Origin of the sequence: Tautonia sp. JC769 (genome assembly GCF_040717455.1) — a bacterium.
In the GTDB taxonomy this organism is placed as follows: domain Bacteria; phylum Planctomycetota; class Planctomycetia; order Isosphaerales; family Isosphaeraceae; genus Tautonia.
The window spans coordinates 129,290-156,154 of the sequence record NZ_JBFEFH010000011.1; the positions used below are offsets into that span (position 1 = coordinate 129,290).

A 26,865-nucleotide genomic window follows, 5' to 3' on the forward strand; every position below is an offset into this window, starting at 1 on the left:
CTGCCCGGCTCGAACCACCCCACGCCTCGTCCCGCCTCGTGCGCGTCGTCTTCGAATCGCATTGAACCAAACGATGGTGGTCCGATGGTCCTGAACTGGCTCAGACGGTTTTCGGTTGCGCCGACGTTGCTGGTCCCGATGGTGGCAGGCCTGCCCGCCCCGGCCCAGGACGACGATCCGGCCCTCCCGCCGCCCGCCGATCGGCCGATCGACTTCGAGACGGACATCCGGCCCCTCTTCGAGGCCCGTTGCATCAACTGCCACGGCGCCGACCAGCGCAAGGGCGGGCTCCGGCTCGATAACCGGGCCGACGGCCTCGCCGGGGGCGACTCCGGCCCCATGATCGAGCCGGGCGACAGCGCCCTGAGCTACCTGATCGAGAAGGTCGCCGGGCTCGACCCCCTCTCGACCATGCCCCCCTCGGGCGACCCGCTCACGCCCGATCAGGTCGGCCTCCTGCGGGCCTGGATCGACCAGGGGGCCGACTGGCCCGACGCCGACGACCCCGCCGAGGCCCCGTCGAGCGACCACTGGGCCTTCCAGGCCCCCGAGCTTCCCGAGCTGCCGAGCGTCAGCGACCCGTCGTGGCCCCGCAACCCGATCGACCACTTCATCCTCGCCCGGCTCGACGCCGAGGGGCTCTCCCCCGCCCCCGAGGCCGACCGCACGACCCTCATCCGCCGCCTCGCGCTCGACCTGATCGGACTTCCGCCGACCCCCGAGGAGGTGGACGCCTTCGTCAACGACCCATCGCCCGAGGCGTATGAGAATTTGGTCGATCGCCTGCTGGCCTCGCCGCATTACGGCGAGCGCTGGGGACGCAGGTGGCTCGACCTGGCCCGCTACGCCGACACCAACGGCTACGAGAAGGACCGCGAGCGCTCCATCTGGCCCTACCGCGACTGGGTAATCGATGCCCTGAACGACGACCTGCCCTTCGACCAGTTCACCATCGAGCAGCTCGCCGGCGACCTCCTGCCCGACCCCTCGATCGACCAGCGGGTGGCCACCGGCTTCCACCGGAACACGATGATCAACGAGGAAGGCGGCATCGACGTCGAGGAATTCCGCTACGCCGCCGTCGTCGATCGCGTCGCCACCACCGGCTCGACCTGGCTCGGCCTGACGGTCGCCTGCGCCCAGTGCCACACCCACAAATTCGACCCGATCACCCAGCGCGAATATTATCAACTGTTCGCCTTCCTCAACAACGCCGACGAGCCGGAGCTGGCCCTGCCCGACCCGGAAATCCTCCGCCGCAGGGCCGAGCTGCAGGCGGAGATCGACGCGGTCGTCGCCTCCCTCCCCTTTCTCTTCCCCGTCCCCGACGACGCCCCTGGGGGAGAGTCCCTGACGGAAGACGAACGCCGTCGGCAGCACCGCGCCGCCTCGATGGCCCGTTGGGAAGCCGATCTCACCACCTTCGACTGGACGCCGATCGCCCCCTCCTCCCTCGCCTCGAAGAACGGCGCGACGATGGAGGTGCTCGACGACCGCTCGGTCCTGGTCAGCGGCGACACGCCGAATCAGGACGTGTACACGGTCGAGCTGGAAACCGACCTGGAAGGGATCACCGGGCTTCGCCTCGAAGTCCTGCCCCACGAGAGCCTTCCCGACGGCGGCCCGGGCCGTGCCCCCTTGTTCTCGGTCGGCGACTTCCTGCTGACCGAGTTCGAGGTCGAGGCGTCATCCGGTGAGGATACGCCGGAGCGGGTCGCCATCGCCCAGGCCTCCGAGGATTACGCCGAGAAGGGCCACCCGGCCGCAAAAGCGATCGACGGCGTGTACGACACCGGCTGGAACGTCAAGGGGGCCATCGGCGAGCCTCACGCCGCCGTCTTCGCGTTTGCGGAGCCGATCGGCGAAGGGGAGAAGACGCGCCTCGTCCTCACGCTCCGGCAAGAATACATCCACCAGATGACCATCGGCCGCTTCCGCCTCTCGACCACAACCGACTCCGGGTCGGTGCGGGCCTCCGGGCTCCCGGCCGAGATCGAGGCGATCGCCCGCATCCCGGCTCACGAGCGAACCCCGGAACAGGCCGATCAGATCACCGCCTACTACCTGTCGGTCGCCCCCGAGCTGGAGGAGCAGCACCAGCGGATCGCCTCCCTCCGCAAGGCGATGCCCAAACTCCCGACGACCATGGTGATGCAGGAGCGTCGGCCCGAGCACTCGCGGACGACGCAGATCCACCAGCGGGGCGAGTTCCTCCAGCCGACCGGCAACGCGGTCGAGCCGGGGGTCCCCTCGGTCCTGCATCCGCTCCCCGACGACCAGCCTCTCGACCGCCTGGGCCTGGCCCGATGGCTCGTCAGCGAGGACAACCCCCTCGTCGCCCGGGTCACGGTCAACCGCCTCTGGTCCGGCCACTTCGGCCGCGGGATCGTCCCCACGCTCGACGACTTCGGCACGCGGGGGGAGCCCCCGTCGCATCCCGACCTGCTCGACTGGCTGGCCGTCACCTTTGTCAATGAAGGCTGGAGCCAGAAGGCGATCCATCGCCTGATCGTCACGAGCGCGACCTACCGGCAATCGTCCGCCGTCGATCGGTCGCTCGTGGATCGCGACCTCGAAAACGTCCTGCTCGCCCGGGGGCCTCGCTTCCGGCTGGAGGCCGAGCTGGTCCGCGACCTCGCCCTCTCGGCCAGCGGTTTACTCAACCCGACCGTCGGCGGCCCGAGCGTGTACCCGCCGCAGCCCGCAGGGGTGACCGCCCTGGCCTACGGCGGCCCCGGCTGGCCGACCAGCACCGGCCCCGACCGCTATCGTCGCGGCCTCTACACCTTCACCAAGCGCACCGCCCCCTACGCCGCGTTCACCACCTTCGACGCGCCGACCTCCGAGGTGACCTGCACCCGCCGCGAGCGCTCGAACACCCCCCTCCAGGCCCTGACGCTGCTCAACGACCCCGTCTTCCTGGAGGCCGCCCAGGCCCTCGCCCGGCGGGTCGTCTCGGAGTTGCCCGAAGCGGACGCCGAGGCCCGAGCCGCCCGCGCCTTCCGCCTCTGCCTCTCGCGGGAGCCCGATGCGTCGGAGCTTGCCGCCATCCTCGACTTCTACCAGGCCCAGCACGACCGGATCGCGGCGGGAGAGCTGGACGCCGAGGCCCTCGCCGGGACCTCCGAATCCGATCGGGCGGCGGAGCTGGCCGCCTGGGCGACCGTGGCGCGGGCCCTGCTGAACCTCGACGAAACCATCACCGTGGAGTGACTCATGCCCTCGCGGAACCGCGACCTCCGACCTCTTGCCGCCCGAGAGACGCTGCGGGCCGTCACCCGCCGCCACTTCTTCCGCGATTGCGGCGTCGGCCTGGGCAAGATCGCCCTGGCGTCGATGCTCGCCGGCGGCGCTCGGGCGATCGGCTCCGATGTCCCCGCCTTCGACGTGACCAACCCCCTGAGCCCCAGGCCCCCCCACTTCGCGCCGAAGGCCAAGCGGGTCATTTATCTCTTCATGGCCGGCGCCCCGAGCCAGCTCGACCTGTTCGACCCCAAGCCGACCCTGGCGGAGTACGACGGCCAGCCCGTCCCGGCCGAGGTGGTGAAGGACCAGCGCTACGCCTTCATCCGGCCCGATGCCAGCCTGATGGCCCCCCGCTTCCGCTTCTCCCGGCACGGCGAGAGCGGCGCCGAGCTGTCGGAGATGCTCCCGCACCTGGCCAAGGTGGTCGACGACATCGCCATCGTCCGGTCGGTGCATACCGACCAGTTCAATCATGCCCCCGCCCAGATTTTCATGAACTCGGGCTCCCCGTTGCCGGGCCGCCCCTGCATGGGGTCGTGGGTCACCTACGGGATCGGCAGCGAGGCCGAGGACCTGCCCGGCTTCGTCGTGCTTTCCTCCGGCAGCGGCATCAGCGGAGGCGCGGCCAACTGGTCGAGCGGCTTCCTGCCCACGTCGTATGAAGGGGTCGTCTTCCGGTCGCAGGGGGATGCGATCCTCAACGTCTCCAGCCCCCCCGGCTTCGACGATCAGTTGCAGCGCGACTCGCTCGACCTGATCCGGACCCTCAACGACCGCCAGCTCGGCCGCGTGGGCGACCCCGAGATCGCCAGCCGGATCGCCTCGTACGAGATGGCCTACCGGATGCAGTCGAGCGCCCCGGAGTTGATGGACCTCTCGGGCGAGTCTCAGGACACGCTCGACCTGTACGGCGTCACCCCCGGCAAGGCGTCGTTCGCCAACAATTGCCTGCTGGCCCGGCGGATGATCGAGCGCGGCGTCCGCTTCGTCAACCTCTACCACGAAGGGTGGGACCACCACTCCGACGTCGAGGGGGGCCTCCGCTCCCAATGCGGCCAGACCGATCAGGCGTCGGCGGCCCTGGTGCTCGACCTGAAGCGCCGGGGGCTGTTGGAGGACACCCTGATCGTCTGGGGGGGCGAGTTCGGCCGCACGCCGATGGTCGAGTCAAACGCCACGCTCGGCCGCAGCCTGGGACGCGACCACCACCCGCAGGCCTTCACCATGTGGTTCGCCGGCGGCGGGGTCAAACCGGGCCTGACCCTCGGCGCGACCGACGACCTCGGCTTCCACGTCGTCGACCGCCCGGTCCACGTCCACGACGTGCAGGCGACGATCCTCCACCTGCTCGGGCTCGATCACGAACGCCTGACCTTCCGGACCCAGGGGCGCGACTTCCGCCTGACGGACGTCCATGGCCATGTCGTCGAGGAGTTGCTCGCATGATCGTTCGCTCACTCATCGGGACGTTGACGGCCACCATTGCCCTGACCTCCGGGGCCCTTGCCGCCGACGGGCCGATCGACTTCAACCGCGACATCCGGCCCATCCTCTCGAACAAATGCCTCTTCTGCCACGGCCCCGACGAGGCGGAACGGAAGGCCGACCTGCGGCTCGACGTGCGAGACGATGCCCTCGACGCCAGCAAGGGATACGCCGCGATCGTCCCGGGCAATCCGGACGAGAGCGAGCTGATCTACCGCGTCGAATCCGAGGACGACCTCGACGTCATGCCCCCCCCTTCGGTCGCCAATCCCGTCACGGAGGAGGAGGCCGAACTCCTGCGCCGATGGGTCGAGCAAGGGGCCGAGTACGCCGTCCACTGGTCCTACGCCAAGCCCGAGCGGCCGGACCTCCCCGAGGTCTCCGACCCCTCCTGGCCGAGCAACCCGATCGACCACTTCATCCTCGACCGCCTCCACGCCGAGGGGCTCGCACCCTCTCCCGAGGCCGATCGGGCCACCCTCATCCGCCGGGTTGCGCTCGACCTGACCGGCCTGCCGCCCACCCCCGAGCAGGTGGCCGAGTTCCTGGCCGACCCCGCCCCCGACGCGTTCGAACGGCTCGTCGACCGCCTGCTTGCGTCGCACTCCTACGGCGAGCACCAGGCCCGGCTCTGGCTCGACCTGGCCCGCTATGCCGACTCGGCCGGCTACGCCGACGACCCGTCCCGGACGATCTGGGCCTACCGCGACTGGGTCATCGACGCCTTCAACGCCAACATGCCCTTCGATCGGTTCACCCTCGAACAGATGGCCGGCGACCTCCTGCCCGACCCCTCCGAGTCGCAACTCGTCGCCACCGCCTTCCACCGCAACACGATGACCAACAGCGAGGGTGGCACCGACGACGAGGAATTCCGCTCGGCCGCCATTGTCGATCGCGTGAACACGACCATGACCGTCTGGATGGGCACGTCGATGGCCTGCGCCCAGTGCCACACCCACAAATACGACCCGATTTCCCAGGTCGATTACTTCCGCCTCTATGCCATTCTGAACAACACCGCCGACGCCGACCTCCGCGACGAGGCCCCATTGCTTCCCCTCTTCACCGAGGAACAGCTCGCCCACAAGGCCGAGTGGGAGCAGGAGGCCGCCTCGCTCCGCGAGACGCTCGCGACGGCGACCCCCGAGTTGAAGGAGGCCCAGCACGATTGGGAGCGGGCCGTCCTCGCCGGGGAGGAACCCTTCCCGGATGCCCCGAAGGTCCCCGAGCCGATCCTCGAAATCCTGCGCGTCGATGCGTCGGAACGCTCGGACGAGCAGGCGAAGCAACTGGCGGATCACTTCCTCGGCGTCACCCCCCTGTTGCAGGCGGAGCGCTCGCGGCTGGCCGAACTCAAGGGGAAGCTCGCCCCTCATACGACCGTCCCGATCATGCGGGAACTGGCCGGCGACGATCGCCGCACGACCCGCGTGCAGCTCCGGGGGAACTACCTCGACCTCGGCGAGGAAGTCGCGCCGGGCGTCCCCGAGTCGTTCCACCCCCTGCCCGATGGGGCCGCGCCCGACCGGCTCAGCCTGGCCCGATGGCTCGTCGCCGACGAGAACCCGTTGACCGCCCGGGTCGTCGCCAACCGCTGCTGGGAACAGGTCTTCGGCCAGGGTCTGGTTCCGACCGGCGAGGAGTTCGGCTCGCAGGGGGAACCCCCCACCCATCCCGAATTGCTCGACTGGCTGGCGACCGAATTGGTCCGGACCGGCTGGGACTTGAAGGCGTTCTTCAAGCTGCTCGTCACGTCGAGCACCTACCGGCAATCCTCCCGGGTCGATCCGGACTTGCTCGAACGCGACCCGGCCAACATCTTCCTGGCCCGAGGCCCCCGCTTCCGCCTCTCGGCCGAGATGATCCGCGACCAGGCGTTGTTCGTCTCCGGGTTGCTCAGCCCGCAGATGCACGGACCGCCGGTCAACCCCCCCCGGCCGGCCACCGGCCTGAACGCCGCCTTCGGCAGCGCCATCGACCGCGAGACCAGCACCGGCCAGAATCGCTACCGCCGCGGACTCTACACCGAGTGGCGGCGTACGAATCCGTACCCGTCGATGACCACCTTCGACGCCCCCAACCGCGAGGTCTGCACCGTCCGGCGCGAGCGCACGAACACCCCGCTCCAGGCCCTCGTCACCCTGAACGACCCGGTCTACGTCGAGGCGGCCCAGGCGCTTGCCCGCCGGATGGTCCGCGAGGGGGGCGAGACGGCCGACGATCGCATCCGCCGCGGCTTCCAGCTCTGCCTCGCCCGAGACCCCTCGGAGGCCGAGCGTGAGCACCTCCTTGCCCTCGTCGAGGATGCCCGCCTCGCCTTCTCAGGCGACCCCGAGGCGGCCCTGGCGATGGCCACCGACCCGCTCGGCCCCCTGCCCGAAGGTGCTGCCCCCGACGAGCTGGCGGCCTGGACCGTGGTGGCCAACGTCTTGCTGAACCTCGATGAAATGGTCTTGAAGCGTTAATCACATCGGCCGCGCCGAAGCCCGGAGGACGATCGCGATGGACCCCCGCACCGAACGCCTGCAGCACGTCACCCGGCGGCACTTCCTCAGGGAGATGCCGGCGGGCCTGGGGGCGGTCGCCCTCGCCTCGTTGCTCAACGACGGGGCACAGGCCCGCGACCGTTCGTCGGGCGACCCGATGGCCCTCCGCCCGCCGCACTTCGCCCCGAAGGCGAAGAACGTCATCTATCTGCACATGTCGGGCGCCCCGCCGCACCTCGACCTGTTCGACTACAAGCCCGCACTCGTCAAGCACAGCGGCCAGGACTGCCCCGACCGCTTCCTCGAAGGCCGCCGCTTCGCCTTCACCTCGGGCACGCCGAAGCTGCTCGGCACCCCGCGCACCTTCGCCCCCCGGGGCGAGTCGGGCATCTGGATGTCCGACGCCATCCCCCGCCTGCACGACGTGGCCGACGAGATCTGCCTCGTCAAGTCGATGTATACCGAGCAGTTCAACCACGCCCCGGCCGAGTTGCTCTTGTTCACCGGGTCGCCCCGCCAAGGGCGCCCGTCGTTCGGCTCGTGGGTGACGTACGGCCTCGGCTCCGAGAGCCAGGACTTGCCCGGCTTCGTGGTCCTCATCTCCAGCGGCGTGCAGCCGAGCGCCGGCCAGGGGGCCTGGGGCAGCGGCTTCCTCCCGTCGGTCTACCAGGGGGTCCAGTGCCGATCGAAGGGGGATCCGGTCCTCTACGTCTCCGACCCTCCCGGCATGGACCGCTCGCTCCGCCGTCGCAGCCTCGACACCCTGAACGAGCTGAATGCGCTCCAGGCCGAGGAACTCGGCCACCCCGAGACGAGCACCCGGATTGCCCAGTACGAGCTGGCCTATCGCATGCAGATGTCCGTCCCCGAGGTCATGGACATCAGCCGCGAATCTCCCACCACCATCGACGCCTACGGCGCCCAGCCCGGCGCGGCCAGTTTCGCCAACAACTGCCTCCTCGCCCGCCGCCTGGTCGAGCAAGGGGTCCGCTACGTCCAGCTCTTCGACTGGGGCTGGGACTTCCACGGCACCGGCCCCGGCGAGGATCTGCGCGACGGCCTCACGAATAAGTGCGCCACGATGGATCGCCCCGTCGCCGCCCTCATCAAGGACCTGAAGGCCCGCGGCCTGCTCGACGAGACGCTCGTCATCTGGAGCGGCGAGTTCGGCCGCACCCCGTTCCGCGAAGGGCGGACCTCCGGCGGCAACATCCTCGGCCGCGACCACTACCCCGACTGCTTCGCCATCTTCATGGCCGGTGGCGGCGTCCGGCCTGGCTACTCGCACGGCGAGACCGACGAGCTGGGCTTCTCGATCGTCGAGAAGCCGGTCCACGTCCACGACCTGCAGGCGACCATCCTCCACCAGCTCGGCTTCGACCACGAACGCCTGACCTACCGCTTCCAGGGCCGCGACTTCCGGCTGACCGACGTCCACGGCCACGTTGTCGACGAATTGCTCGCCTGATTCAATCGCAATCGGCCTGACTGCTCGCATCGGCGGCCCGATCCCCTTACACTGAGGCTCTTCTCCTTGAGAGTCGTTCGTGCGAAGGGGTCGGGCCGATGGACCGGAAGATTGACGACGCGTTCTCGATCGCCCGGGAACGCTACGCCGAGCTGGGCGTCGACGTGGAGCGTGCGCTCGACGTCCTCGGCCGCCTCTCCGTCTCGCTCCACTGCTGGCAAGGGGACGACGTCGCCGGGTTCGAGGGGACCTCCGGCGAGATCGGCGGCGGCCTCGCCGTCACCGGACGCCACCCCGGCCGGGCCCGCACCGCCGACGAGCTGCGTGTCGACCTCGATCAGGCGCTCCGCCTCATCCCCGGCTCGCACCGCCTGAACCTCCACGCCAGCTACGCCGAGCAGACCGGCCCGCCCGTCGATCGCGACGGCCTGACGCCCGATCACTTCGCCCGGTGGATCGACTGGGCCCGCGACAGGAAGATCGGCCTCGACTTCAACCCCACCTTCTTCGCCCACCCCTTCGCCGCCGACGGCCTGACGCTCGCCCACCCCGACATCACCGTCCGCCGCTTCTGGATCGACCACGGGATCGCCTGCCGGCACATCGGCGCCGCCTTCGGCCGGGCGACCGGGTCCGCCTGCATCACCAACCTATGGATCCCCGACGGCTCGAAAGACACCCCCGCCGACCGCAAGGCCCCCCGCGAACGCCTGCTCGAATCGCTCGACGCGATCTTCGCCGATCACATCGCCCCGACCTTCAACCGAGACGCCGTCGAGGGGAAGCTCTTCGGCATCGGGGCCGAGGCCTATACGGTCGGCTCGCACGAGTTCTACCTGGCCTATGCCGTCAGCCGGGGGATCCTGCTCTGCCTCGACGCCGGCCACTACCACCCGACCGAGGTCCTCTCCGACAAGATCTCGGCCGTCCTCAGCTTCCTCGACGAGGCCCTGCTCCACGTCAGCCGAGGCGTCCGATGGGACAGCGATCATGTCGTCACCCTCTCCGATGAACTCGACGCGATCGCCCAGGAAGTCGTCCGCGGCGACTACCTGCACCGCGTCCATCTCGGGCTCGACTTCTTCGACGCCAGCATCAACCGCGTGGCCGCCTGGGTGATCGGCACCCGCAACCTCCTGAAAGCCCTGCTCCGGGCCCTGCTCGAACCGATCGAGCTTCTCCGATCGCTGGAAGCCTCCGGAGACCTGACCGGCCGCCTGGCCCTGATGGAAGAATGCAAGCTCCTCCCCTCCGGGGCCGTCTGGGATGCCTACTGCCTCCGCCAGGGCGTCCCGATCGGGCTCGACTGGCTGGACCTGATCCGATCGTACGAACGGGACGTGCTCGTTCATCGAGCCGGGACGAGGGGGTGACCGTGCAGACCGTGCTCCGCCTCGGCGGCATCAGCAAATCGTTCGCGGGGGTGCAGGCGCTCGATCGCGTCTCGTTCGACCTGCGGGCCGGCGAGGTCCACGCCCTCGTCGGCGAGAATGGCGCGGGCAAGTCGACCCTCATCAAGGTCATCACCGGCGCCCACGACCCGGACGAGGGGACCATCGAGGTCAACGGCCGGCTCGTCGTCGAGAACGACCCCGTCCGCTCCCGATCCCTCGGCATCGCCGCCATCTACCAGCAGCCGGCCCTCTTCCCCGACCTGACCGTGGCCGAGAACATCGCCATCGGCCTCGAACCCGGCGGCCCCTGGCGCCGCATCCGGTGGGGAGAACGCCACCGGCGGGCCCGCCTCCTGCTCGACCGCATCGGCGCGGCCATCGACCCAGACGCCGACGTCCGCCGCCTGACGATGCCCGAGCAGCAGCTCGTCGAGATCGCCCGGGCCCTCGGGGCCGACGCCCGCATCCTCATCATGGACGAGCCGACCGCCTCGCTCGGCGACCAGGAGGTCGAGCACCTGTTTCGGGTCATCCGAGAGCTCAAGGCGCAAGGGGTCGGGATCATCTACATCTCTCACCGCCTGGAAGAACTCCCCCTCGTCGCCGACCGGGTGACGGCCCTGCGAGACGGCCGCCTCGTCGGCACGAAGCCGATGGCCGAGGTCGATCGGGCCGCCTTGATCCGCATGATGGTCGGCCGAGAGCTGGACGCCGTCTTCCCCAAGGTCGAGGTGACGCCGGGCGAGGTCGTGCTATCGGCCGAGGGGCTGGGATGCCGGGCGTCCGGGGTCCACGGCGTCACGTTCCTCGTCCGATCGGGCGAGATCCTCGGCATCGCCGGCCTCGTCGGCGCGGGCCGGACGGAGTTGGCGCGCGTCCTGTTCGGCCTGACCCCGGCCGACCAGGGGACGATCCGCCTCGCCGGTCGCCCCGAAGCGATCAAGGCCCCCGACGAGGCCGTGGCCCTGGGCATCGCCTACGTCCCCGAGGATCGCCGCCACCACGGCGTCATCCCGCCGATGACGATCGCCTCGAACACCACCCTGGCGACCCTCCGGACCCTCTCCCGGGGTGGCCTGATCGACCGGGCCTTGGAGCGAGAGCTTGCCTCCACCATGACCCGCCGGATGGGCGTGAAGGCGCCGTCGATCGCCACCCCCGTCGGCCATCTCTCCGGCGGCAACCAGCAGAAAGTCGCCCTCGCCCGCTGGCTGTCGTGCAAGCCCCGCGTCCTCATCCTCGACGAGCCGACGCAGGGGATCGACGTGGGTGCCAAGGCCGAGATCCACCGCCTGATGGGAGAGCTCGCCCAGTCGGGGCTTGCGATCATCATGATTTCTTCAGAACTTCCCGAGATTCTCGGCATGAGCGACCGCATCGCCGTCATGCACGGCGGGACCATCGTGGGCACCCTGGACCGCGCCGACGCCACCCAGGAAGTCCTCCTCCACCTCGCCCTCGGCCACCCTGTCGGGGAGGCCGCGTCGCGATGAGGCTCGGACGCTACCGGAGAGAACTGTCGGTCTCCGTCGCCTTCCTCGGGCTGCTGGCGCTGCTCGCCCTGGCCGCCCCGCGCTTCTTCCGGGCGGAACAGCTCATGGCCATGGCCGTCAGCAATGCCCCCGTGGTCGTGGCCGCCATGGGCATGACCATGGTCATCCTCTGCCGCCAGATCGACATTTCCATCGGTTCTCAGTTCGGCGTGTGCGGGATTGCCGCGGGGTTGATGGCCCAGGCGGGGTTGCCGATCCCCCTGGTCGTCGTCGGCACGCTCCTCGTCGGCGCGTCGTTCGGGGCCGTGAACGGCTGGCTGATTGCCCGGGTGGGGTTGCCCTCGATCGTCGTCACCCTGGCCACCCTCGTCATCGGTCGCGAGGCCCTGCGGTACGGCCGCCAGGGGGCCTTCGTCCGCAACCTGCCCGACGCGTTCCAGTGGTTCGGCGCCGGCCAGGAGGCCGGCCAGTGGATCATCCTCGGCGCGGCGCTGGCAGTCTTCCTCGTTTTCGCCTGGGCCCTGCGTAACCTCGCGGCCGGCCGGGCGGTCTATGCGACCGGCTCCGATCCCGAGGCGGCCCGCCTGGCGGGGGTCCGGCCCTCCTGGGTCGTCTTCGGCGTCTTCACGATCATGGGGGCATTAACCGGCCTGGCTGCCCTGCTCAGCGCCGTTCGATTTGTGGATGTGGATCCCAATGCCGGGATGGGCCTCGAACTGCGAGTGATCGCCGCCGTGGTCGTGGGTGGCGTCGCCATCTCGGGAGGCCGGGGGTTGCCGCTCGGTGCCCTGATCGGAGTGGCCCTGCTCGGCATCATCGGCCCTGCTCTGGTTTTCCTTCGGATCGAGCCTCAATGGGAGAAAGCGATTCAAGGGATGATCATTCTCCTGGCCGTTGCCACCGATGCCCTCGATCGGGGAGGACGCTGACATGGCCATGACCACCGAATCCACCAGCGGCGGCGATCGCCTCCCCCGGCCCAATGCGCTGGAACCGGCCCAGGTTGCCCTTCTCATCTTGCTGGCCGTGGAAGTGATCATCTTCGGATTGATCGGGACCAACTTCTTCACGATCGCCAACGGCTTCGAGGTCCTTCGCCTCAGCGTCGAGATCGGCCTGCTCGCCGTCGCCCTCACGCCGGTCATCGTCAGCGGCGGAATCGACCTCTCCGTCGGCTCCCTCATGGGCCTCTCGGCCGTCGTCTTCGGCAAACTCTGGCGCGATGCCGGCCTGCCGATCCCCGTGGCCGCGGCCCTGACCCTGGCCCTCGCCGCGCTCGCCGGATCGTTGAATGGCGTCTTGATCACGCGTCTGCGCATCCCTCCCTTGATCGTCACGCTCGGCACCTTCTCCCTGTTCCGAGGCCTGGCCGAGGGGATGACCGGGGGCGTCGATAATTTCACCCAGTTCCCCGGGTCGTTCCTGTTCCTCGGCCAGGGATACGTGTTCGACCGCATCCCGACCCAGGTGCCGATCTTCCTCGCCGTGGCGGTCGGCTTCTGGGTGCTCCTGCATCGCAGCACGATCGGCCGCGGCCTGGTCGCGATCGGGTATTCGCCAGAGGGGGCCCGCCATGCCGGGGTCCGGGTCGATCGGCTCGTCTTCAGTGTTTATGTACTTTCGGGGGCCGCCTCCGGCCTGGCGGCGATCATCTACGTCTCCCACCTCGGCCAGGCCAAGGCCGACGCCGGGCTTGGCTACGAACTGCTGGCGATCACGGCCGTCGTGCTCGGCGGCACGTCGATCTTCGGCGGCCGGGGCAGCGTGCTCGGCACCCTGCTCGGCCTCTTCGCCATCGCCGTCTTGCAAAATGGGATGAGGCTGGCCGACCAGCCCGGCGAACTCTCGGGGGTGTTGACCGGCGTGCTGCTGCTGGCCGCCATCGGCCTCGATCGCCGGCCGGCCCGGACGCCACCGTTGAACGATCAATCCAACGTCGATTCCGAAGGGGAGTGGACCGTGAAGAACTCGCAGGTGGCCGTGATCTGCGGCGTGATCCTCGCAGCCGGGGTCATCATCGCGGCCAGTAATATCTATGTCGTCCGATCGCTCACCGATCGCCTGGTCGGCCCCGGTGGGGCCGTTGCCGATGCCGGCGGCCAGGCCGCGCGCCCCGCCGATCGGCCGATCACCGTGGCCATGATGCCCAAGAGCAAGGGGAACGCCTACTTCATCGCCTGCCGCCAGGGGGCCGAGGAGGCGGCGAAGGAACTCGGCGTGGACCTCATCTGGGACGGGCCCACCGACCCCGACCCCGCCCGCCAGAACCAGATCATCGACACCTGGATCACCCGGGGGGTCGACGTCATCGCCGTCGCCGTCGAGAATCGCGACGGCATCGCCTCGGTCCTCAAGAAGGCCCAGGACCGCGGCATCAAGGTCATCACCTGGGACGCCGACGCCGCCACCGACGCCCGCACCTTCTTCGTCAACCAGGCCACCCCCGAGGGGATCGGCCGCGCCCTGATGGACACCGCCGCCGAGATCATGGGCGGCTCCGGCAAGTTCGCCATCATCACCGCCTCGCTGACCGCCGCCAACATGATCTCCTGGCAGGAACAGATCGAACTGCGCCGCGCCGAGGAGTACCCCGACATCGAGATGGCCGTGCTCCGCCCCTGCGACGACCTCCAGCAGAAGGCCTACGACGAGGCGAACAACATCATGAACGCCTACCCCGATGTCGAGCTGATCATGGCCATCTGCACCCCCGCCGTCCCCGGCGCGGCCGAGGCCGTGAAGCAGTCGGGCCGCGACGACGTGAAGGTCATCGGCCTCGGCCTGCCGAACGACAACCGCCGCTATGTCCACGAGGGGATCACCGAGGCGGTCATCCTCTGGAACTCGATGGACCTCGGCTACCTCACCGTCCAGGCCGCCAAGGCGCTCGAGGAAGGGACCCTCTCGCCCGGCGACGAGCAGTTCGACGCCGGTCGGCTCGGCCCGGTCAGCCTCCGGGGCGACAACATCCTCCTCGGCGAGCCGTTCATCTTCACCACCGACAACATCGACCAGTTCGACTTCTGACCCCGAGGCCCATCATGTCACGCTCCGTCGCTCCGACCATCGCGTTCATGCTCGCGCTCGCCCTCGGCGGGATGCCCTCAGCCCCCTCGATCGCGGACGAGCCCACGCCCGAGGAGGCCTGGATCCCCCTCTTCAACGGCACCGACCTGGAGGGCTGGACCCCCAAATTCGCCGGGTCAGACGCCGGAGACAACTTCAAGAACACCTTCCAGGTGGTCGATGGATTGCTCACCGTCTCCTATGACGATTATGAGGATTTCGATAATCGATTCGGCCACCTCATTTCCGATCAATCCTTCTCCAAGTATCGCCTCCGCGCTGAGTATCGCTTCGTCGGCGACCAGTGCCCCGGCGGGCCGGGCTGGGCCATTCGAAACAACGGTCTCATGCTCCATTCCCAACCCGCCGCGAGCATGGACAGGGATCAGGATTTCCCCGTCTCGATCGAGGTCCAGCTCCTTGGTGGAGCCGACGAAGGCGAACGCCCGACGGCCAATCTCTGCACCCCCGGCACCCACGTCGTCATGGACGGCGAATTGCTCACCCGCCACTGCACCGACTCCTCGTCCGACACCTACCGGGGCGACCGGTGGGTCACCGTCGAGATCGAGGTCCGCGGCGGCGAGGTCATCCGCCACCTCGTCGACGGCAAGCTCGTCCTCGAATACGAGAAGCCCCAGCTCGACCCCGACGACCCCGACGCCCGGCGCCTCATCGAGGGGGACGACCTCGTCCTGACCGCGGGGCACATCGCCATCCAGGCCGAGAGCCACCCGACCCAGTTCCGAAGCATCGAAGTCTTGCCGCTCGACTGATCGGAACGATTGTACGATCGTTGATCTCCCGGTCGCTCGGGAGATCAACGATCAGCGATCGCCTGGGTCGATGGTCGCACCCCCATCCCCATTCGGGCCGGCTTCCCCCCCACCAGCCACACCGCCCCTTCGGTCCCGGCCCGGCACACCGAGTCGACGCCTCTCACCAGCCCCCATCCCAGCCCCGCCCCGATCGTGTTGAGCAGGACATCATCCACATCGGCCATCCGGTGACCGCAGGCATACTGCGTTGCCTCGATGCTGACGCTCAGTACAAAACCGGCGATGAGCACCCCCGGCAGTTCCCACCGTTTCGCCGCCCCCCAGAACCAGGGGCCGATGATCCCCAGCGGGGCCAGCAGGGCGAGGTTCCCGAGCAGGTTGACCACCATCGTCTCACCGCCCATCGCCCAGCACGCCGCGATCGTCCGCAAGAGTTCCGGGTTCGGCTCGGGGTTGGGTTGCGGACTCACGACCAGGGTCGCGTAAATCAGCCCGGCGATGTAGGCACTGATGACGCTTGTTCGCGCAAGCAGGCGCATCGGATCGCCCCCGAGCGACCGGCGGCCGGGCCATCACCACCACGGTGATCCCCCTGCCCCCAGGACCGTCGGTCGATCGTAACCGTGGACGATCGCCCTCCATCAGTTCGACCGCGCTCCCCTCGCGCGTCCAATCCTCGACCGCCCGCCCGGCACGAGCCGGCGGTCGAACTCGCATCGCCCTCAGCATTGGTGCGATCGCTACGATCGCGACGAATCAGAGATCGGTCCGGAAATGGTTGTTCACCGGGACGGCCCGTCGAATCCGGGTGACCGTTTCCAGGTCAATCTCCGCCAGCGCCAGCCCCGGCCCATCGGCCGCGGTGGCCAGGACCTGGCCCCACGGGTCGACGATCATCGCATGGCCGAACGTCTCGCGGAGGCTGTCGTCCTCGTGCCGCCCCCACTGGGCCGGCGCGATCACGAAGCCCTGGCACTCGATCGCCCTCGCCCGCAGCAGGACCTCCCAGTGTGCCCGGCCGGTGGTCAGGGTGAACGCCGACGGCACGCAGAGCACCTCGGCCCCGTCCCGGACCAGGCGCCGATACAGGTTCCCGAACCGCAGGTCGTAGCAGATCGACAGGCCCATCCTCCCCAGCGGCGTCGTTGCGACCACCGGGTCCGACCCCGGGATCACCCGGTCCGACTCCCTCGACCGCACCGTATCCGACAGATCGACGTCGAACAGGTGGATCTTCCGGTAAACCGCCGCAATCGCCCCGTCCGGACCGAACAGGACGCTCGTATTCGAGCACCGGTCCGGGTCGCCCCCGCGTTCGTTGATCGAGCCGATCAGCAGCACCACCCCCAGCCGCCGCGCAAGAGCGCCGAACCGCCGGCAGGTCGGCCCGCCCAGCGGCTCGGCCAGCCGGACCATCTCCGCCATCGGCGCGAGCATCCGGGTGTGCTCGGGCGTGGCGATGAAGCGCGCCCCATGGGCCGCCGCCCGCTCGATCAGGGGGACCACCTGATCCTCGTTCGCCGACGGGTCGGCGGTCGCATTCATCTGCACGGCCGCGGCGAGGAACATGCAACACCTCCCTGGGGCGAGCTCGGCTCAAATCCCCTCACTGCTGGGGGCTGGCCTGCACGCGGGACTGTCGCGGTTCGAGCCAGTCGATGATTTCGGGGAAGATCTCGTTCGTCGCGTGACGGCTCCAGACCAGGTCGCAATGGCCGTAGTCGGCCACGTGACCCTCAGATCGCCCGAACCGCAGGAAGGTCTTGTCGCTGCTCCCGAGCTCCTGATAGGTCCGCCACTTCGAGTGCAGGTCGGCCAGGATGTCCCCGTCGCCGGCGACGAACAGGGTCGGCGTCGTCACCTCGGGCAGGCCGGCGAAGTAGTCGATCGAGCCGTCGGCCGACATCAGCCGGCCGGTCGCCAGGTACGTGTCGAGCTGCTTGAGCGCCCCCGGCCCCGGGTCCTCCAGCGTCGAGCCGTAGAAGCGGTTCACCGTCTCGCGGTCCACGTTGTCGGCCGAGTAGTAGAAGCGGTCGATCTGGTCGAGCCCCGGCGGCCGGGCGATCGACATCGGCCGCGCGATGCGGCCGGTGCTGATGGCCATCATCAGCATGCGGAGCCCCCGGTTCGCCCGCAGCATGCGCTGCGATTCCGTCGACTTCGCCACGCACGCCGGGCTCCCCATGGCCACGAAGTTCGCGATCCGCTCGGCCTGGTCTGATTTCTCCAGGAATGCGAACATGAGCATGCCGCCCAGGCTGTGGCCGATCCAGTTGACCCGCGACCGCCCGGTCTGCTGCTGCACGTAGTCGAGGATCGCGGGGACGTCGTAGAACGCCTGGTGGTCCATCGTCCACTCGTCGTTCCCCAGCTCCGGGATGAAGGTCTGGCGCAATCCCGAGTTCACCCAGCCGAGGGTCCCGTCCCGATAGCTCCCGCCCGATCCCCTCATGTCGACCACGAAGACCTCATACCCCCGCTCGATCAGCTTCGACGGCAGGTGGCCGTCGGTGATCGTCCAGAAGGTCCCGTTCAGGCCGAGGCCGTGGCAGAGCACGACCGGCAGCTTGTCCGGGTCGGGCCGCTCCGGGTGATAGTGGCGGATCCCGAGCATCCAGCCGTCGGCGGTCTGGGCGAATCCGTCCGTGCAGGGGCGCAGGTCGCGGTTGACGTTCAATCGCCTCATCGAGGCGCATCCGGACATCCCGACCACCAACACGCAGGCTGCCAGCGTCGCGACGACGAGGCTGCCGCCCCGCAACCGACCTGCAATCCGTTCCGCTCTCATGCGCATCGCAACGTTTCGAATGGGCCTTCCCTGTCCCGACTCGATCGCGCAAATCGATCCCGGCTTGTTCCACGATGGGCGAAACCATACGATCCAGGCTGGTATTGATCAAGTCCAAGCCGGCCCCGCCGACCCCCGCCCCGCTCGATCGGCCCCGGCCGCCGAAGGAGTCCGTATCATCGCTGATCCGACGTTCATGATCGCGCTGGCCTCCGTCTCGAAGTCCTTCGACGACGGCCTCTCGCACTCGGTCCTCGACCTCGACCTCGGCGTCCGGGCCGGCGAGTTCCTGGTCATCCTCGGCGAATCCGGGAGCGGCAAGACGACCACCTTGAAGATGATGAACGGCCTGATCACCCCGTCCTCGGGGTCGATCGTCGTCGACGGCCGCGACATCGCCTCGGTCGATCAGGTCATGCTCCGCCGCCAGATCGGCTACGTCTTCCAGGGGATCGGCCTGTTCCCGCACCTGACCGTCGCCGAGAACATCGCGATGGTCCCCAGCCTGCTCGGCTGGCCCCGGGCCGATCGGGCCGACCGCGTCGACGAGCTGCTCGCGCTCGTGCAGCTCGACCCGGCCACCTACCGCTCCCGACCCCCCGCCGAACTCTCGGGCGGCCAGCGGCAGCGGGTCGGCATCGCCCGGGCGTTGGCCGGTCGGCCCAAGATCGTCCTGATGGACGAGCCGTTCGGCGCGCTCGACCCGATCACCCGCGACCACCTCCAGCTCGAATACCTGAAAATCCACCGGGATCTCGGCCTGACCACCGTCATGGTCACGCACGACATCACCGAATCGCTCCTGCTCGCCGACCGGATCGCCGTCATGTGCAGCGGCACGCTCCGGCAGCTCGGCGAGCCCGCCGACCTGATCGCCGAGCCGAGCGACCCCTACGTCGCCCAGCTCATGGAGACCCCCCGGCGCCAGGCCGACCGGCTCGGGCACCTGATCGGCCAGACCGGGAGCCCCTCATGAACCAGAACCTCGCCCGGCAGCTGGAAATCCTGCCCCTGAACCTGTCGCACCACCTGAAGATCACCGTCATCGCCCTGGCGATCGGCGTGCTGGTCGGCCTGCCGCTCTCGATCCTCATCGCCCGTCGGCCTCGGCTGCGCTACGCGGTCCTGACCGTCATCGGCGTGATCCAGACGGTCCCGAGCCTCGCCCTGCTCGCCCTGATGGTCCCGTTGCTCGCCATGCTCAGCGACCTGGCCGAGCGCACCGTGGGCACCGGCTTCTCCTTCTTCGGCTTCTACCCGACGATCCTCGCCCTCTCGCTTTACAGCCTCCTGCCCATCGTCCGCAACGCGGTGACGGGCATCCTCGGGGTCGACCCCACCCTGACCGAGGCCGCGAAGGGGATCGGCATGACCCCCCGCCAGACCCTCCTCCGCGTCGAGCTGCCGCTGGCCGCCCCGGTCATCGTCGCCGGCCTGCGGACGGCCACCGTCTGGGTCGTGGGCACGGCCACCCTGGCCACCCCCATCGGCCAGCGATCGCTCGGAAATTATATCTTCAGCGGACTGCAGACCCGGAACCGCGTGGCCGTGCTCTTCGGCTGCGTCGCCGCCGCCGTGCTCGCCGTGATCCTCGACGTGCTCATCGGCGCCCTGCAGAAGGCCACCGCCGAGCGTCGCCGGGCCCTGGCCGTCGCCTCGATGCTGGCCCTGGCCCTCGTCTTCGGCGGGGGGCTCGTGGCGCCGACCCTGCTGGCCCACTGGCGCGGGGTCAACCGGTCCGACCAGGTCGGCATCGGCGCGAAGACGTTCACGGAGCAGTATATTCTGGCATCCCTGTTCGAGCAGGTCCTTCTGGATGCCGGCATCCCGGCGCGTCGGAACGAGAGCCTCGGGTCGAGCGTCGGCCTCGATGCCCTGGCCCGGAGCGAGATCGACGTCTTCGTCGATTACAGCGGGACCATCTGGGCCAATGCCATGAATCGGTCCGGCTCCGCCGATCGCGAGACCGTGCTGGACGAGGTCTCCACCTGGCTCTCGACCGAGCTGGGCATCCGCACCCTCGGCCGCCTCGGATTTGAGAACGCCTATGCGATGGCCATGCGGCGCGACCAGGCCGAGGCCCTCGGCATCACGACCATCGCCGACCTCGCCCGCCACGCCCCGTCGCTCAAGATCGGCGGCGATTACGAGTTCTTCGAACGCCCCGAATGGTTCGCCATTCAAGAACGCTATCGCCTCGACTTCGGACGCGAAGTCACGTATGACTCGACCTTCATGTACGAGGCCGCCTACCGGGGCGAGGTCGACGTCATCTCCGCCTTCACCACCGACGGGCGGATCGACACCTACGACCTCGTGCTCCTCGACGACCCGCTCGGCGCCATCCCCCCCTACGATGCCCTGCTCCTGCTCTCTCCCGAGGCCGCCGAGCGCGATGACATCGTCACCGCCTTGACCCCCTTGATCGAATCGATCGACGATCAGCGGATGCGATTCGCCAACTCCCTCGTCGATCGCGACGAGGACAAGAAGCCACCCTACGCGGCGGCCAGCGACCTGCGCGCCGCGATCGCTCGGCCAACGCCCCCCTGACCCGCGCGTTGACCGATTCGGATCAATGCCATCAATCCCGTCGATCCCGGACCTTCAAGCGCCCCACGGAGCCGATCCCGATGACACCCACCAGCGCCGAGGAACTGACCCGAAAACGCTGCCTCCCCTGCGAGGGAGGCGTCCCCCCGCTCTCCCCGGACGAGGCGAACGCCCTGGTCGAGAAGGTCGAGGGCTGGTCGATCTCCCCCGACGGCAAGCTCATCCGCCGCGAGTGGACGGCCAAACACTTCAAGGCCGCGATGGCCTTCATCAACGCGGTCGCCGATCTGGCCGAGGATGACGGGCACCACCCCGACCTGCACCTCGTCGGCTACCGGAAGATCACCATCGAGCTGACCACCCACGCCATCGGCGGCCTCTCGGAGAATGATTTCATCCTCGCGGCGAAGATCAATCAGCTCCCGATCGAACTCAAGGGATGAGCCGGTCGAAGAAGTTGCCGATCCCTTCCCGCAACCGGCCGATCGGGCCCCTCGGCGGCTCGACCGCGAAGGGTCGCCCGGCCTCGGTCGGCTCGATGACGATCACCCGGGGCGTGCCCAGCGCCCCGCCGCCGCTCGGCGCCGATCGCGAGGAGGTCGGGGGGCTTTGCAGCCGCGTCAACCGCGTCGCGTCCCCCCGGCCCCCCGGCGAGACCTGGGCCAGGAACTGCCGATTGAGTTGCGGCAGGTCGTTGCGCAACCGTTCCGAGATGGACAGGGCCCGTTCCCCCTCGGTCCGGAGCGTCTCGAGGTGCGTCACCAATGTCTGCCGACGCGGGCCGTGCAGCAGCAAGACGGACCAGGCCCAGGCCTCCCGATAGTCGGTCGGCGACATCACCGCGACATTCTCGACCGACTCCAGCCGCTCCAGGTCGGGTCGCCACCCCTCGCGGTACGAGGCCGCCAGCTTGCGGAACCGCGCGACCGCCTCGGCGGGCAAGGTTTGCGGCTCCACCTCGAAGTACTCGGCCAACCCCTCGTCGAGCCAGAGCGGCAGGTGCCCCACCGCCCGGTGCAGCAGGGCGTGGGTCGCCTCGTGCCGCAGGTCCTCCTCCAGGTGCGTCCCCCTGGCCGTGTACACCGCGGCCACGTCCCCGACCGCCAGGAAGAACGCCCGGCGATTGGGCAATTCCGGGTGGTGGAACGTCAAGAAGGTCGTGAATGCCTGGTCGTCATCGAGAATGTAGACGTCGATCGGCGGCTCATCCTCACCCACCCGGACGCCGAGCACCCGCTCCAGGCGCCCTTGCAGCCCCGCCAGGGCGAGCAAGGCCGGGTCATCCTCGCTCATCGGCAGGTTCGAGGCCACCCGGAACGCCCCCACCTCGGCCTGATACCGGGTCGGGATCAGCGGATTCCCCGACGTGCTCGCCCCCCCGTGCCGGTTGGCCAGCGTCGAACACCCGCCCAGCAGCACGACGACCGCCAGCCCCACCACGCCCGGGAGGCCCCCACCGCGACGCTTCCAAACGAAACGTGCTTGCGTCAACGAGTTCTGCGTCATGGATGCCTCCTTCGTCGGGTTGTGGTCGAGAGATGCTCAATCAGGGGGAGATGCGGGGGTCAGGACAAAGGTCGCCCCCGCCTCAGGTTGCGGGCCCGCTTGCGGCGGATGCGCCGGTCGATCTGCCTCCAGACGCCTTTCCAGCGCCCGGCCGCCGCCTCGTGCTGCGGCAGGTAGGCCCGCAGCACCCTGAGCGAGTCGGTCCGGGTCCACTCGGGATGCTCGGCCAGGCTCGCCAGCAATCGGGCCAGATTCTGCACCCGGCGGTTCCTCGGCAGGGGGCTGATCAGTCGCACTCCCACCAGGTCGATCAGGCTCAACTGCGGCCGGATCGCATCGGGGTCCCCTTCAATCAGGATGTTCGACGCCTTCAGATCCCGATCAGATAAGCACCGGTCGTGCAGATCCCTCAGCAGCCTCCCCAGCGCCCCCGCCAGGCGGCGGCGGGCGGCGATCCGATCCCCCTCGGGCCGCCCGGGCAGCCCCGCGATCAGGTAATCGCTCAACGTCACCGACGGCTCGGCCTTCACCGTCATCAGGTACGTCTCGCTCGGCCCCGACGGCACGCGGAACTGCCCCGCCTGGTGGTCGCGCCCCATCACCAGCAGGTCCGGCGGCGTCGGCAGCCCCCGGCTCCTCAGGTGGTGGTTCGCCCGCCAGGCCCGCCAGGCCCGGGACGGCCGGACCGCCGTCAGCAACGCTTCGAGCCTCTTTTTCCGGTTGAAACGCTTGTAGACGACCCGCGTCGGCACCCCGTCGACCGGCAGCGTCAGCTCGACCACCGTCGTGGTCCTCGAATGCTTGAGCAACACGGCATCCGGATCGGCGAACGGCCCGTCGGGGTTTCCCGTCAGGCGATCCAACGTCTCCCGGTCGATCGCCCGAGAGGCCACCGCCCAGCGGTCCCGCCCCCGGACTGCCTGGAAATCCGTGTTCGATCCCACGCAGCGCCGCGCCCGACGCCTCCAGAGTCGCTCCGCCCACCGCCGCGTCAGGCCCACCACGCGCTTCGTGAACGGCCCCAGGTCGCCGATCACCGCGCCGCGCCCCTCGACGTATGCCCGCAAGAACCGTTGTCGATCCGTCCGGGTCGCCAGCAGGAGCGACGCATGGTTCAATCGCGCCAGGTTCGCCGCCGAAGCCTTCGCGCCCAGAGGCTTGCCCACTCGCATCGCATCCAGGTCGATCATCGCCAGCCAGGGACGGTCTCCCTCGTCGAGCCGCAGCAGCACGTTCCCCGGGTGGAAGTCGTCGTGCCTCATCCCCGACGCGTGCAGGCGGGCCGTCAGGGCACCGAGCGCCTCGGTCAGGCGATGCCGGACCGTCACCGCGCGCCGCCGATCCATCGTCGGCAAGGCCTCGCGCAGGAACCGATCGAGCGGGATCGCGTCCGGGATCTCCGGAGAGATCAGCGTGTTCTCGAACAGGAACTTCCGAATGCGTCGCTCGCCCAGCGCCACCGGCCGGATGGTCGGCACGCCGATCGCCGCCAGCTTCCTCGCCTGCTTCGCCTCGTTGCGCCCTTTCCCGCGGCGGAACCACTGGCGCAGCACCTCCCGCCAGGTCGGCACGAGGAATTCCTTCACGTAGACCGGCCCGGTCGGCAGGGCCACCCTCGACACGATCCGGTGCGGCCCCGTCTTGATCGTCTCGACCTGGCCGTCCGCCCGCCATTCCTCGATCCGCAAGGCCCCCTCGGGCGTCAGCAAGACCGATCGCCAGTCGGGCCGGACCCACCAGCCCACCTCGCCGGCATGGGCCCACACCCAGTCGGGCGGCTGGAAGATCCGCCCCTCCGGGCCGTGTGCCTTCTGGTGGTCGGCGGCAATCCGCCGCGACCCGGTTCCGCGATCGACCGTGCTCATCGTCCCGCCCCCTCGACCCGGCCCGAGGGGAGCGACCGCCCGCCGCCGATCGCATCGAAATGCGGTCGCGCCGGCATGCCTCCCGACGACCCCGTCACCGCCTCCACGAACGCCGAGGCCCAGCGATCCACCGCGTAATCGGCCTCGACGATCCCCCTCGCCTCGGCCCCCATCCGCCCCCGCAGGCCCGGATCGCCGACCAGCCGCGCCACCGCCTCGACCCAGTCGTCATCGGTCGCCGCCAGGAACCCGGAATGCCCCTGTGCGATCATTTCCGGATGGACCCCCACCGGGTTCGCCACCACCGGCAGGCCCGCCGCGAGGTACTGCAAGACCTTCAAGCCGCACTTGCCCCGGCTCCACAGGTCGTCGGGCGTCCAGGCAATCCCGATGTCGCTCTCGGCCAAAGCCTGCGCCTCGGTCGCCTCCGACCAGGGGACGAACTCGACCGGCAGGGCGCCGAACTCGGGCACGCGGTCGCAGATGATCCGCATCACCACCCCCGGCACCTCCCGGCCGATCCGGTCCCAAAGGCCCCGTCGTTCTTCCAGACCCCGCAACGTACTCGACGACCCGATCCAGACCAGGCGTGCGGGCGACCCCGCCCCATGCGTCCGCGTCGGGCACGGCTTCGGATCGACGCAGGTCGGCAGGCGTCGCACCGCCTCGGCGTCGGCCCCGGCCAGCAAGGCCCGGCCGACCAGGAAGTCATTCCCTGCCGTCACGGCGTCGGCCTGGCGGACGAGTCTCGCGAACCTCCGCTCGCGGGCCGGACTCCGCACCCCCTTCGCGTGGTACGAATCGCGCCAGAAGACCGCGTCGTCGAGGTCGAAGACCAGGCGGCGGCTCGATCGCCGCAACACCGCCAGGTCCCACGGGCTCAGGAGCTTGCGTTGCAGGATCACGGCATCGTACTGCCGGGCCGTGCGCAGTTGCCCGGGCCGCGCGAGTGCCCCCCGGGCCAGCCCCTCGATGGTCAACGACCATCCGGCCGCCGCCAGGGCCTCGGCGAAGGCCCGGACGCGGTATCGGCAGCAGACGTGGTCGGGGGCCTCGACCAGGGCGAGGGCCTTCATGCCGTCCTCCCTGACGGAACAACGAGTCGGCCCGCCGTCTCGCAGACGGGCTCGATCGGCGGTTGCCCGCGATCATAGCCGAACCCTCGATCTTGCCAAGGCGAGTCTCCGCCGCCCCGCGGCCCGCCGATTCCCGGGCCGGCCGATCCCCGCCCCCCTCCCCCGACGGCCCATTGTCGCGGCCGATCGTCCTGGTACATTCAAAAGGAACGAGGATCATGGCCGCCTCGCTCGCCGATCCGCTCGGGTCCGGATCGCCGACGAGCCCCTCGGCCGATCGACGGAAAGGAACAGCACCGATGCCCCTCAACCGCCGTGATTTCGTCGCCGCCGGCCTGGCCGCCGGGGCAGCCCTGGGAGCGGTCTCGCCTGCCCGCGCCGCCTCGCAGGACGAATCCCCCGACGTCCCCCGCCGCGACTTCCGCCTGAAGTACGCCCCGCACTTCGGCATGTTCCGCAACCATGCTCCGGGCGGCGTGCTCGACGAGCTGAAGTTCATGGCCGACGTCGGCTTCCGCGCCCTCGAAGACAACGGCATGATGCGCCGGCCGGTCGAGGAGCAGGAGGCGATCGCCCGCGAGATGGAGCGGCTCGGCATGGAGATGGGGGTCTTCGTCACCACCGCCAGCTTCACCGACCCGATCTTCACCTCCGGCAAGGACGAGCACATTGAGAAGGTCCTGGCCGACGTCCGCGACGCCCTCGAGGTCGCCAGGCGGGTCAACGCGAAGTGGACGACCATCGCCCCCGGCATCTTCGACCACCGCCTCCCGCTCGACTACCAGACCGCCAACGCCATCGAGCTCCTGCGCCGCTGCTGCGACATCTGCGAGCCGAGCGGCCTGATCATGGTCCTCGAACCCCTGAACCACTTCCGCGACCATCCCGAGATGTTCCTCTGGCAGATCCCCCAGGCCTACATGATCTGCCGGGCCGTCGACCACCCCTCGTGCAAGATCCTCTTCGACCTGTATCATCAGCAGATCAGCGAGGGGAACATCATCCCCAACATCGACGCCGCCTGGCCCGAGGTCGCCTACTTCCAGACCGGCGACAACCCCGGCCGCAAGGAGCCGACCACCGGCGAGATGAACTACACCAACATCTTCAAGCACATCCATGCCAAGGGGTTCGACGGCGTGATCGGCATGGAGCACGGCAACTCCCTGCCCGGCAAGGAGGGCGAGCTGGCCGTGATCAACGCCTATATCCAGTGCGACTCCTTCTGATCCTGACCCCGACCCCGACCGACTTGACCGACTGACCGCCTGGCTTCACCACCCGGCCCCGCGACGCTCCCGACCCGGCCCCTCACCGCGTCGGGAGCCCCGCCCGACCGGCGGAGGATCGGACCATGCACCACTTCCGCGGCATCCTCAAGGAAGGCTCCGAGCCCCGGCTCGACCCCGCCAACGTCTACATCGAATACCTCGGCCCCCAGGACGGCACCCGCTCCAACTGGAACGGCTACCTCCTCGTCCCCGACGCCTCGGCCGTCGAGCCCGGCGTCCTCTACACCCTCGAACTCTCCGACGGCCGCTCCGGCGACCTCATCGTCGACCGCCTCGTCCCCGACGACACCGCCCCCGGCCGCCTCCGCGCCATCTTCTACACCGAAACCCCCCTGGCGTAGGGAGCCGTTGATGCGGGCCCACAT

20 protein-coding genes are annotated in these 26,865 nt (G+C 69.3%); 14 read left to right on the forward strand and 6 right to left on the reverse strand.

Features of this window, described 5'->3' with window-relative positions:
• Positions 1-84: 84 nt before the first annotated feature.
• The 9 genes from AB1L88_RS13255 (at position 85) to AB1L88_RS13295 (ending at position 15,417) form a co-directional block, all read left to right on the forward strand.
• Positions 85-3,213 (forward strand): PSD1 and planctomycete cytochrome C domain-containing protein, encoded by a 3,129-nt coding sequence (locus AB1L88_RS13255; RefSeq protein WP_367097144.1) that lies wholly within the window; start codon positions 85-87, stop codon positions 3,211-3,213.
• A gap of 3 nt (positions 3,214-3,216) precedes the next feature.
• Positions 3,217-4,692, forward strand: coding sequence for a DUF1501 domain-containing protein (locus AB1L88_RS13260; protein ID WP_367097145.1), 1,476 nt, complete (start codon positions 3,217-3,219; stop codon positions 4,690-4,692).
• A complete protein-coding gene (locus tag AB1L88_RS13265; protein ID WP_367097146.1) occupies positions 4,689-7,199 on the forward strand; it encodes a PSD1 and planctomycete cytochrome C domain-containing protein in 2,511 nt (836 codons plus the stop codon). Before AB1L88_RS13260 ends, AB1L88_RS13265 begins: the two co-directional genes overlap by 4 nt.
• 37 nt (positions 7,200-7,236) lie before the next feature.
• Complete coding sequence (locus tag AB1L88_RS13270) at positions 7,237-8,688, forward strand: DUF1501 domain-containing protein (protein WP_367097147.1); 1,452 nt, start codon at positions 7,237-7,239, stop codon at positions 8,686-8,688.
• Positions 8,689-8,786: 98 nt separating this feature from the next.
• Complete coding sequence (locus AB1L88_RS13275; RefSeq protein WP_367097148.1) at positions 8,787-10,061, forward strand: L-rhamnose isomerase; 1,275 nt, start codon at positions 8,787-8,789, stop codon at positions 10,059-10,061.
• A gap of 2 nt (positions 10,062-10,063) precedes the next feature.
• Positions 10,064-11,575, forward strand: coding sequence for a sugar ABC transporter ATP-binding protein (locus tag AB1L88_RS13280; RefSeq protein WP_367097149.1), 1,512 nt, complete (start codon positions 10,064-10,066; stop codon positions 11,573-11,575).
• The gene (locus AB1L88_RS13285) at positions 11,572-12,504 is read left to right on the forward strand and encodes an ABC transporter permease (RefSeq protein WP_367097150.1); all 933 of its coding nucleotides are present in this window, start codon (positions 11,572-11,574) and stop codon (positions 12,502-12,504) included. The genes AB1L88_RS13280 and AB1L88_RS13285 overlap by 4 nt, the downstream gene beginning before the upstream one ends.
• Position 12,505: 1 nt before the next feature.
• Positions 12,506-14,602, forward strand: coding sequence for a substrate-binding domain-containing protein (locus AB1L88_RS13290; protein WP_367097151.1), 2,097 nt, complete (start codon positions 12,506-12,508; stop codon positions 14,600-14,602).
• Between the two features lie 14 nt (positions 14,603-14,616).
• Positions 14,617-15,417 carry a DUF1080 domain-containing protein gene (locus AB1L88_RS13295; protein ID WP_367097152.1) on the forward strand — a complete coding sequence of 267 codons (801 nt, stop codon included), beginning with the start codon at positions 14,617-14,619 and terminating at the stop codon, positions 15,415-15,417.
• Between the two features lie 44 nt (positions 15,418-15,461).
• Here AB1L88_RS13295 and AB1L88_RS13300 read toward each other — a convergent pair whose 3' ends face one another.
• From AB1L88_RS13300 to AB1L88_RS13310, 3 genes are all read right to left on the reverse strand, one after another.
• The gene (locus AB1L88_RS13300) at positions 15,462-15,959 is read right to left on the reverse strand and encodes a VanZ family protein (protein ID WP_367097153.1); all 498 of its coding nucleotides are present in this window, start codon (positions 15,957-15,959) and stop codon (positions 15,462-15,464) included.
• A 217-nt stretch (positions 15,960-16,176) separates the two neighbouring features.
• The gene (locus AB1L88_RS13305; protein WP_367097154.1) at positions 16,177-16,989 is read right to left on the reverse strand and encodes a carbon-nitrogen hydrolase family protein; all 813 of its coding nucleotides are present in this window, start codon (positions 16,987-16,989) and stop codon (positions 16,177-16,179) included.
• A 37-nt stretch (positions 16,990-17,026) separates the two neighbouring features.
• The gene (locus AB1L88_RS13310; RefSeq protein WP_367097155.1) at positions 17,027-18,106 is read right to left on the reverse strand and encodes an alpha/beta hydrolase; all 1,080 of its coding nucleotides are present in this window, start codon (positions 18,104-18,106) and stop codon (positions 17,027-17,029) included.
• 298 nt (positions 18,107-18,404) lie between these two features.
• On the opposite strand from AB1L88_RS13310, the gene AB1L88_RS13315 reads away from it, so the two are divergent.
• From AB1L88_RS13315 to AB1L88_RS13325, 3 genes are all read left to right on the forward strand, one after another.
• On the forward strand, positions 18,405-19,184 hold the full coding sequence (locus AB1L88_RS13315) for an ABC transporter ATP-binding protein (protein WP_367097156.1): 780 nt from the start codon (positions 18,405-18,407) through the stop codon (positions 19,182-19,184).
• On the forward strand, positions 19,181-20,761 hold the full coding sequence (locus tag AB1L88_RS13320; protein ID WP_367097157.1) for an ABC transporter permease/substrate-binding protein: 1,581 nt from the start codon (positions 19,181-19,183) through the stop codon (positions 20,759-20,761). The genes AB1L88_RS13315 and AB1L88_RS13320 overlap by 4 nt, the downstream gene beginning before the upstream one ends.
• Positions 20,762-20,841: 80 nt before the next feature.
• Entirely contained in the window at positions 20,842-21,204 is a 363-nt protein-coding gene (locus AB1L88_RS13325; protein ID WP_367097158.1) for a 4a-hydroxytetrahydrobiopterin dehydratase, read from the forward strand.
• Here AB1L88_RS13325 and AB1L88_RS13330 read toward each other — a convergent pair.
• Genes AB1L88_RS13330 through AB1L88_RS13340 form a run of 3 tightly spaced genes read right to left on the reverse strand, consistent with a single transcriptional unit; the run spans position 21,194 to position 25,208 of the window.
• Complete coding sequence (locus AB1L88_RS13330; RefSeq protein ID WP_367097159.1) at positions 21,194-22,267, reverse strand: hypothetical protein; 1,074 nt, start codon at positions 22,265-22,267, stop codon at positions 21,194-21,196. The genes AB1L88_RS13325 and AB1L88_RS13330 overlap by 11 nt on opposite strands.
• Positions 22,268-22,326: 59 nt before the next feature.
• Entirely contained in the window at positions 22,327-24,132 is a 1,806-nt protein-coding gene (locus tag AB1L88_RS13335) for a lipopolysaccharide kinase InaA family protein (RefSeq protein ID WP_367097160.1), read from the reverse strand.
• A complete protein-coding gene (locus AB1L88_RS13340; protein WP_367097161.1) occupies positions 24,129-25,208 on the reverse strand; it encodes a glycosyltransferase family 4 protein in 1,080 nt (359 codons plus the stop codon). The genes AB1L88_RS13335 and AB1L88_RS13340 overlap by 4 nt, the downstream gene beginning before the upstream one ends.
• A gap of 299 nt (positions 25,209-25,507) precedes the next feature.
• On the opposite strand from AB1L88_RS13340, the gene AB1L88_RS13345 reads away from it, so the two are divergent.
• Both AB1L88_RS13345 and AB1L88_RS13350 read left to right on the forward strand, forming a co-directional pair.
• Positions 25,508-26,437, forward strand: coding sequence for a TIM barrel protein (locus AB1L88_RS13345; RefSeq protein WP_367097162.1), 930 nt, complete (start codon positions 25,508-25,510; stop codon positions 26,435-26,437).
• Positions 26,438-26,562: 125 nt separating this feature from the next.
• A complete protein-coding gene (locus AB1L88_RS13350; RefSeq protein WP_367097163.1) occupies positions 26,563-26,841 on the forward strand; it encodes a hypothetical protein in 279 nt (92 codons plus the stop codon).
• Positions 26,842-26,865 lie beyond the last annotated feature (24 nt).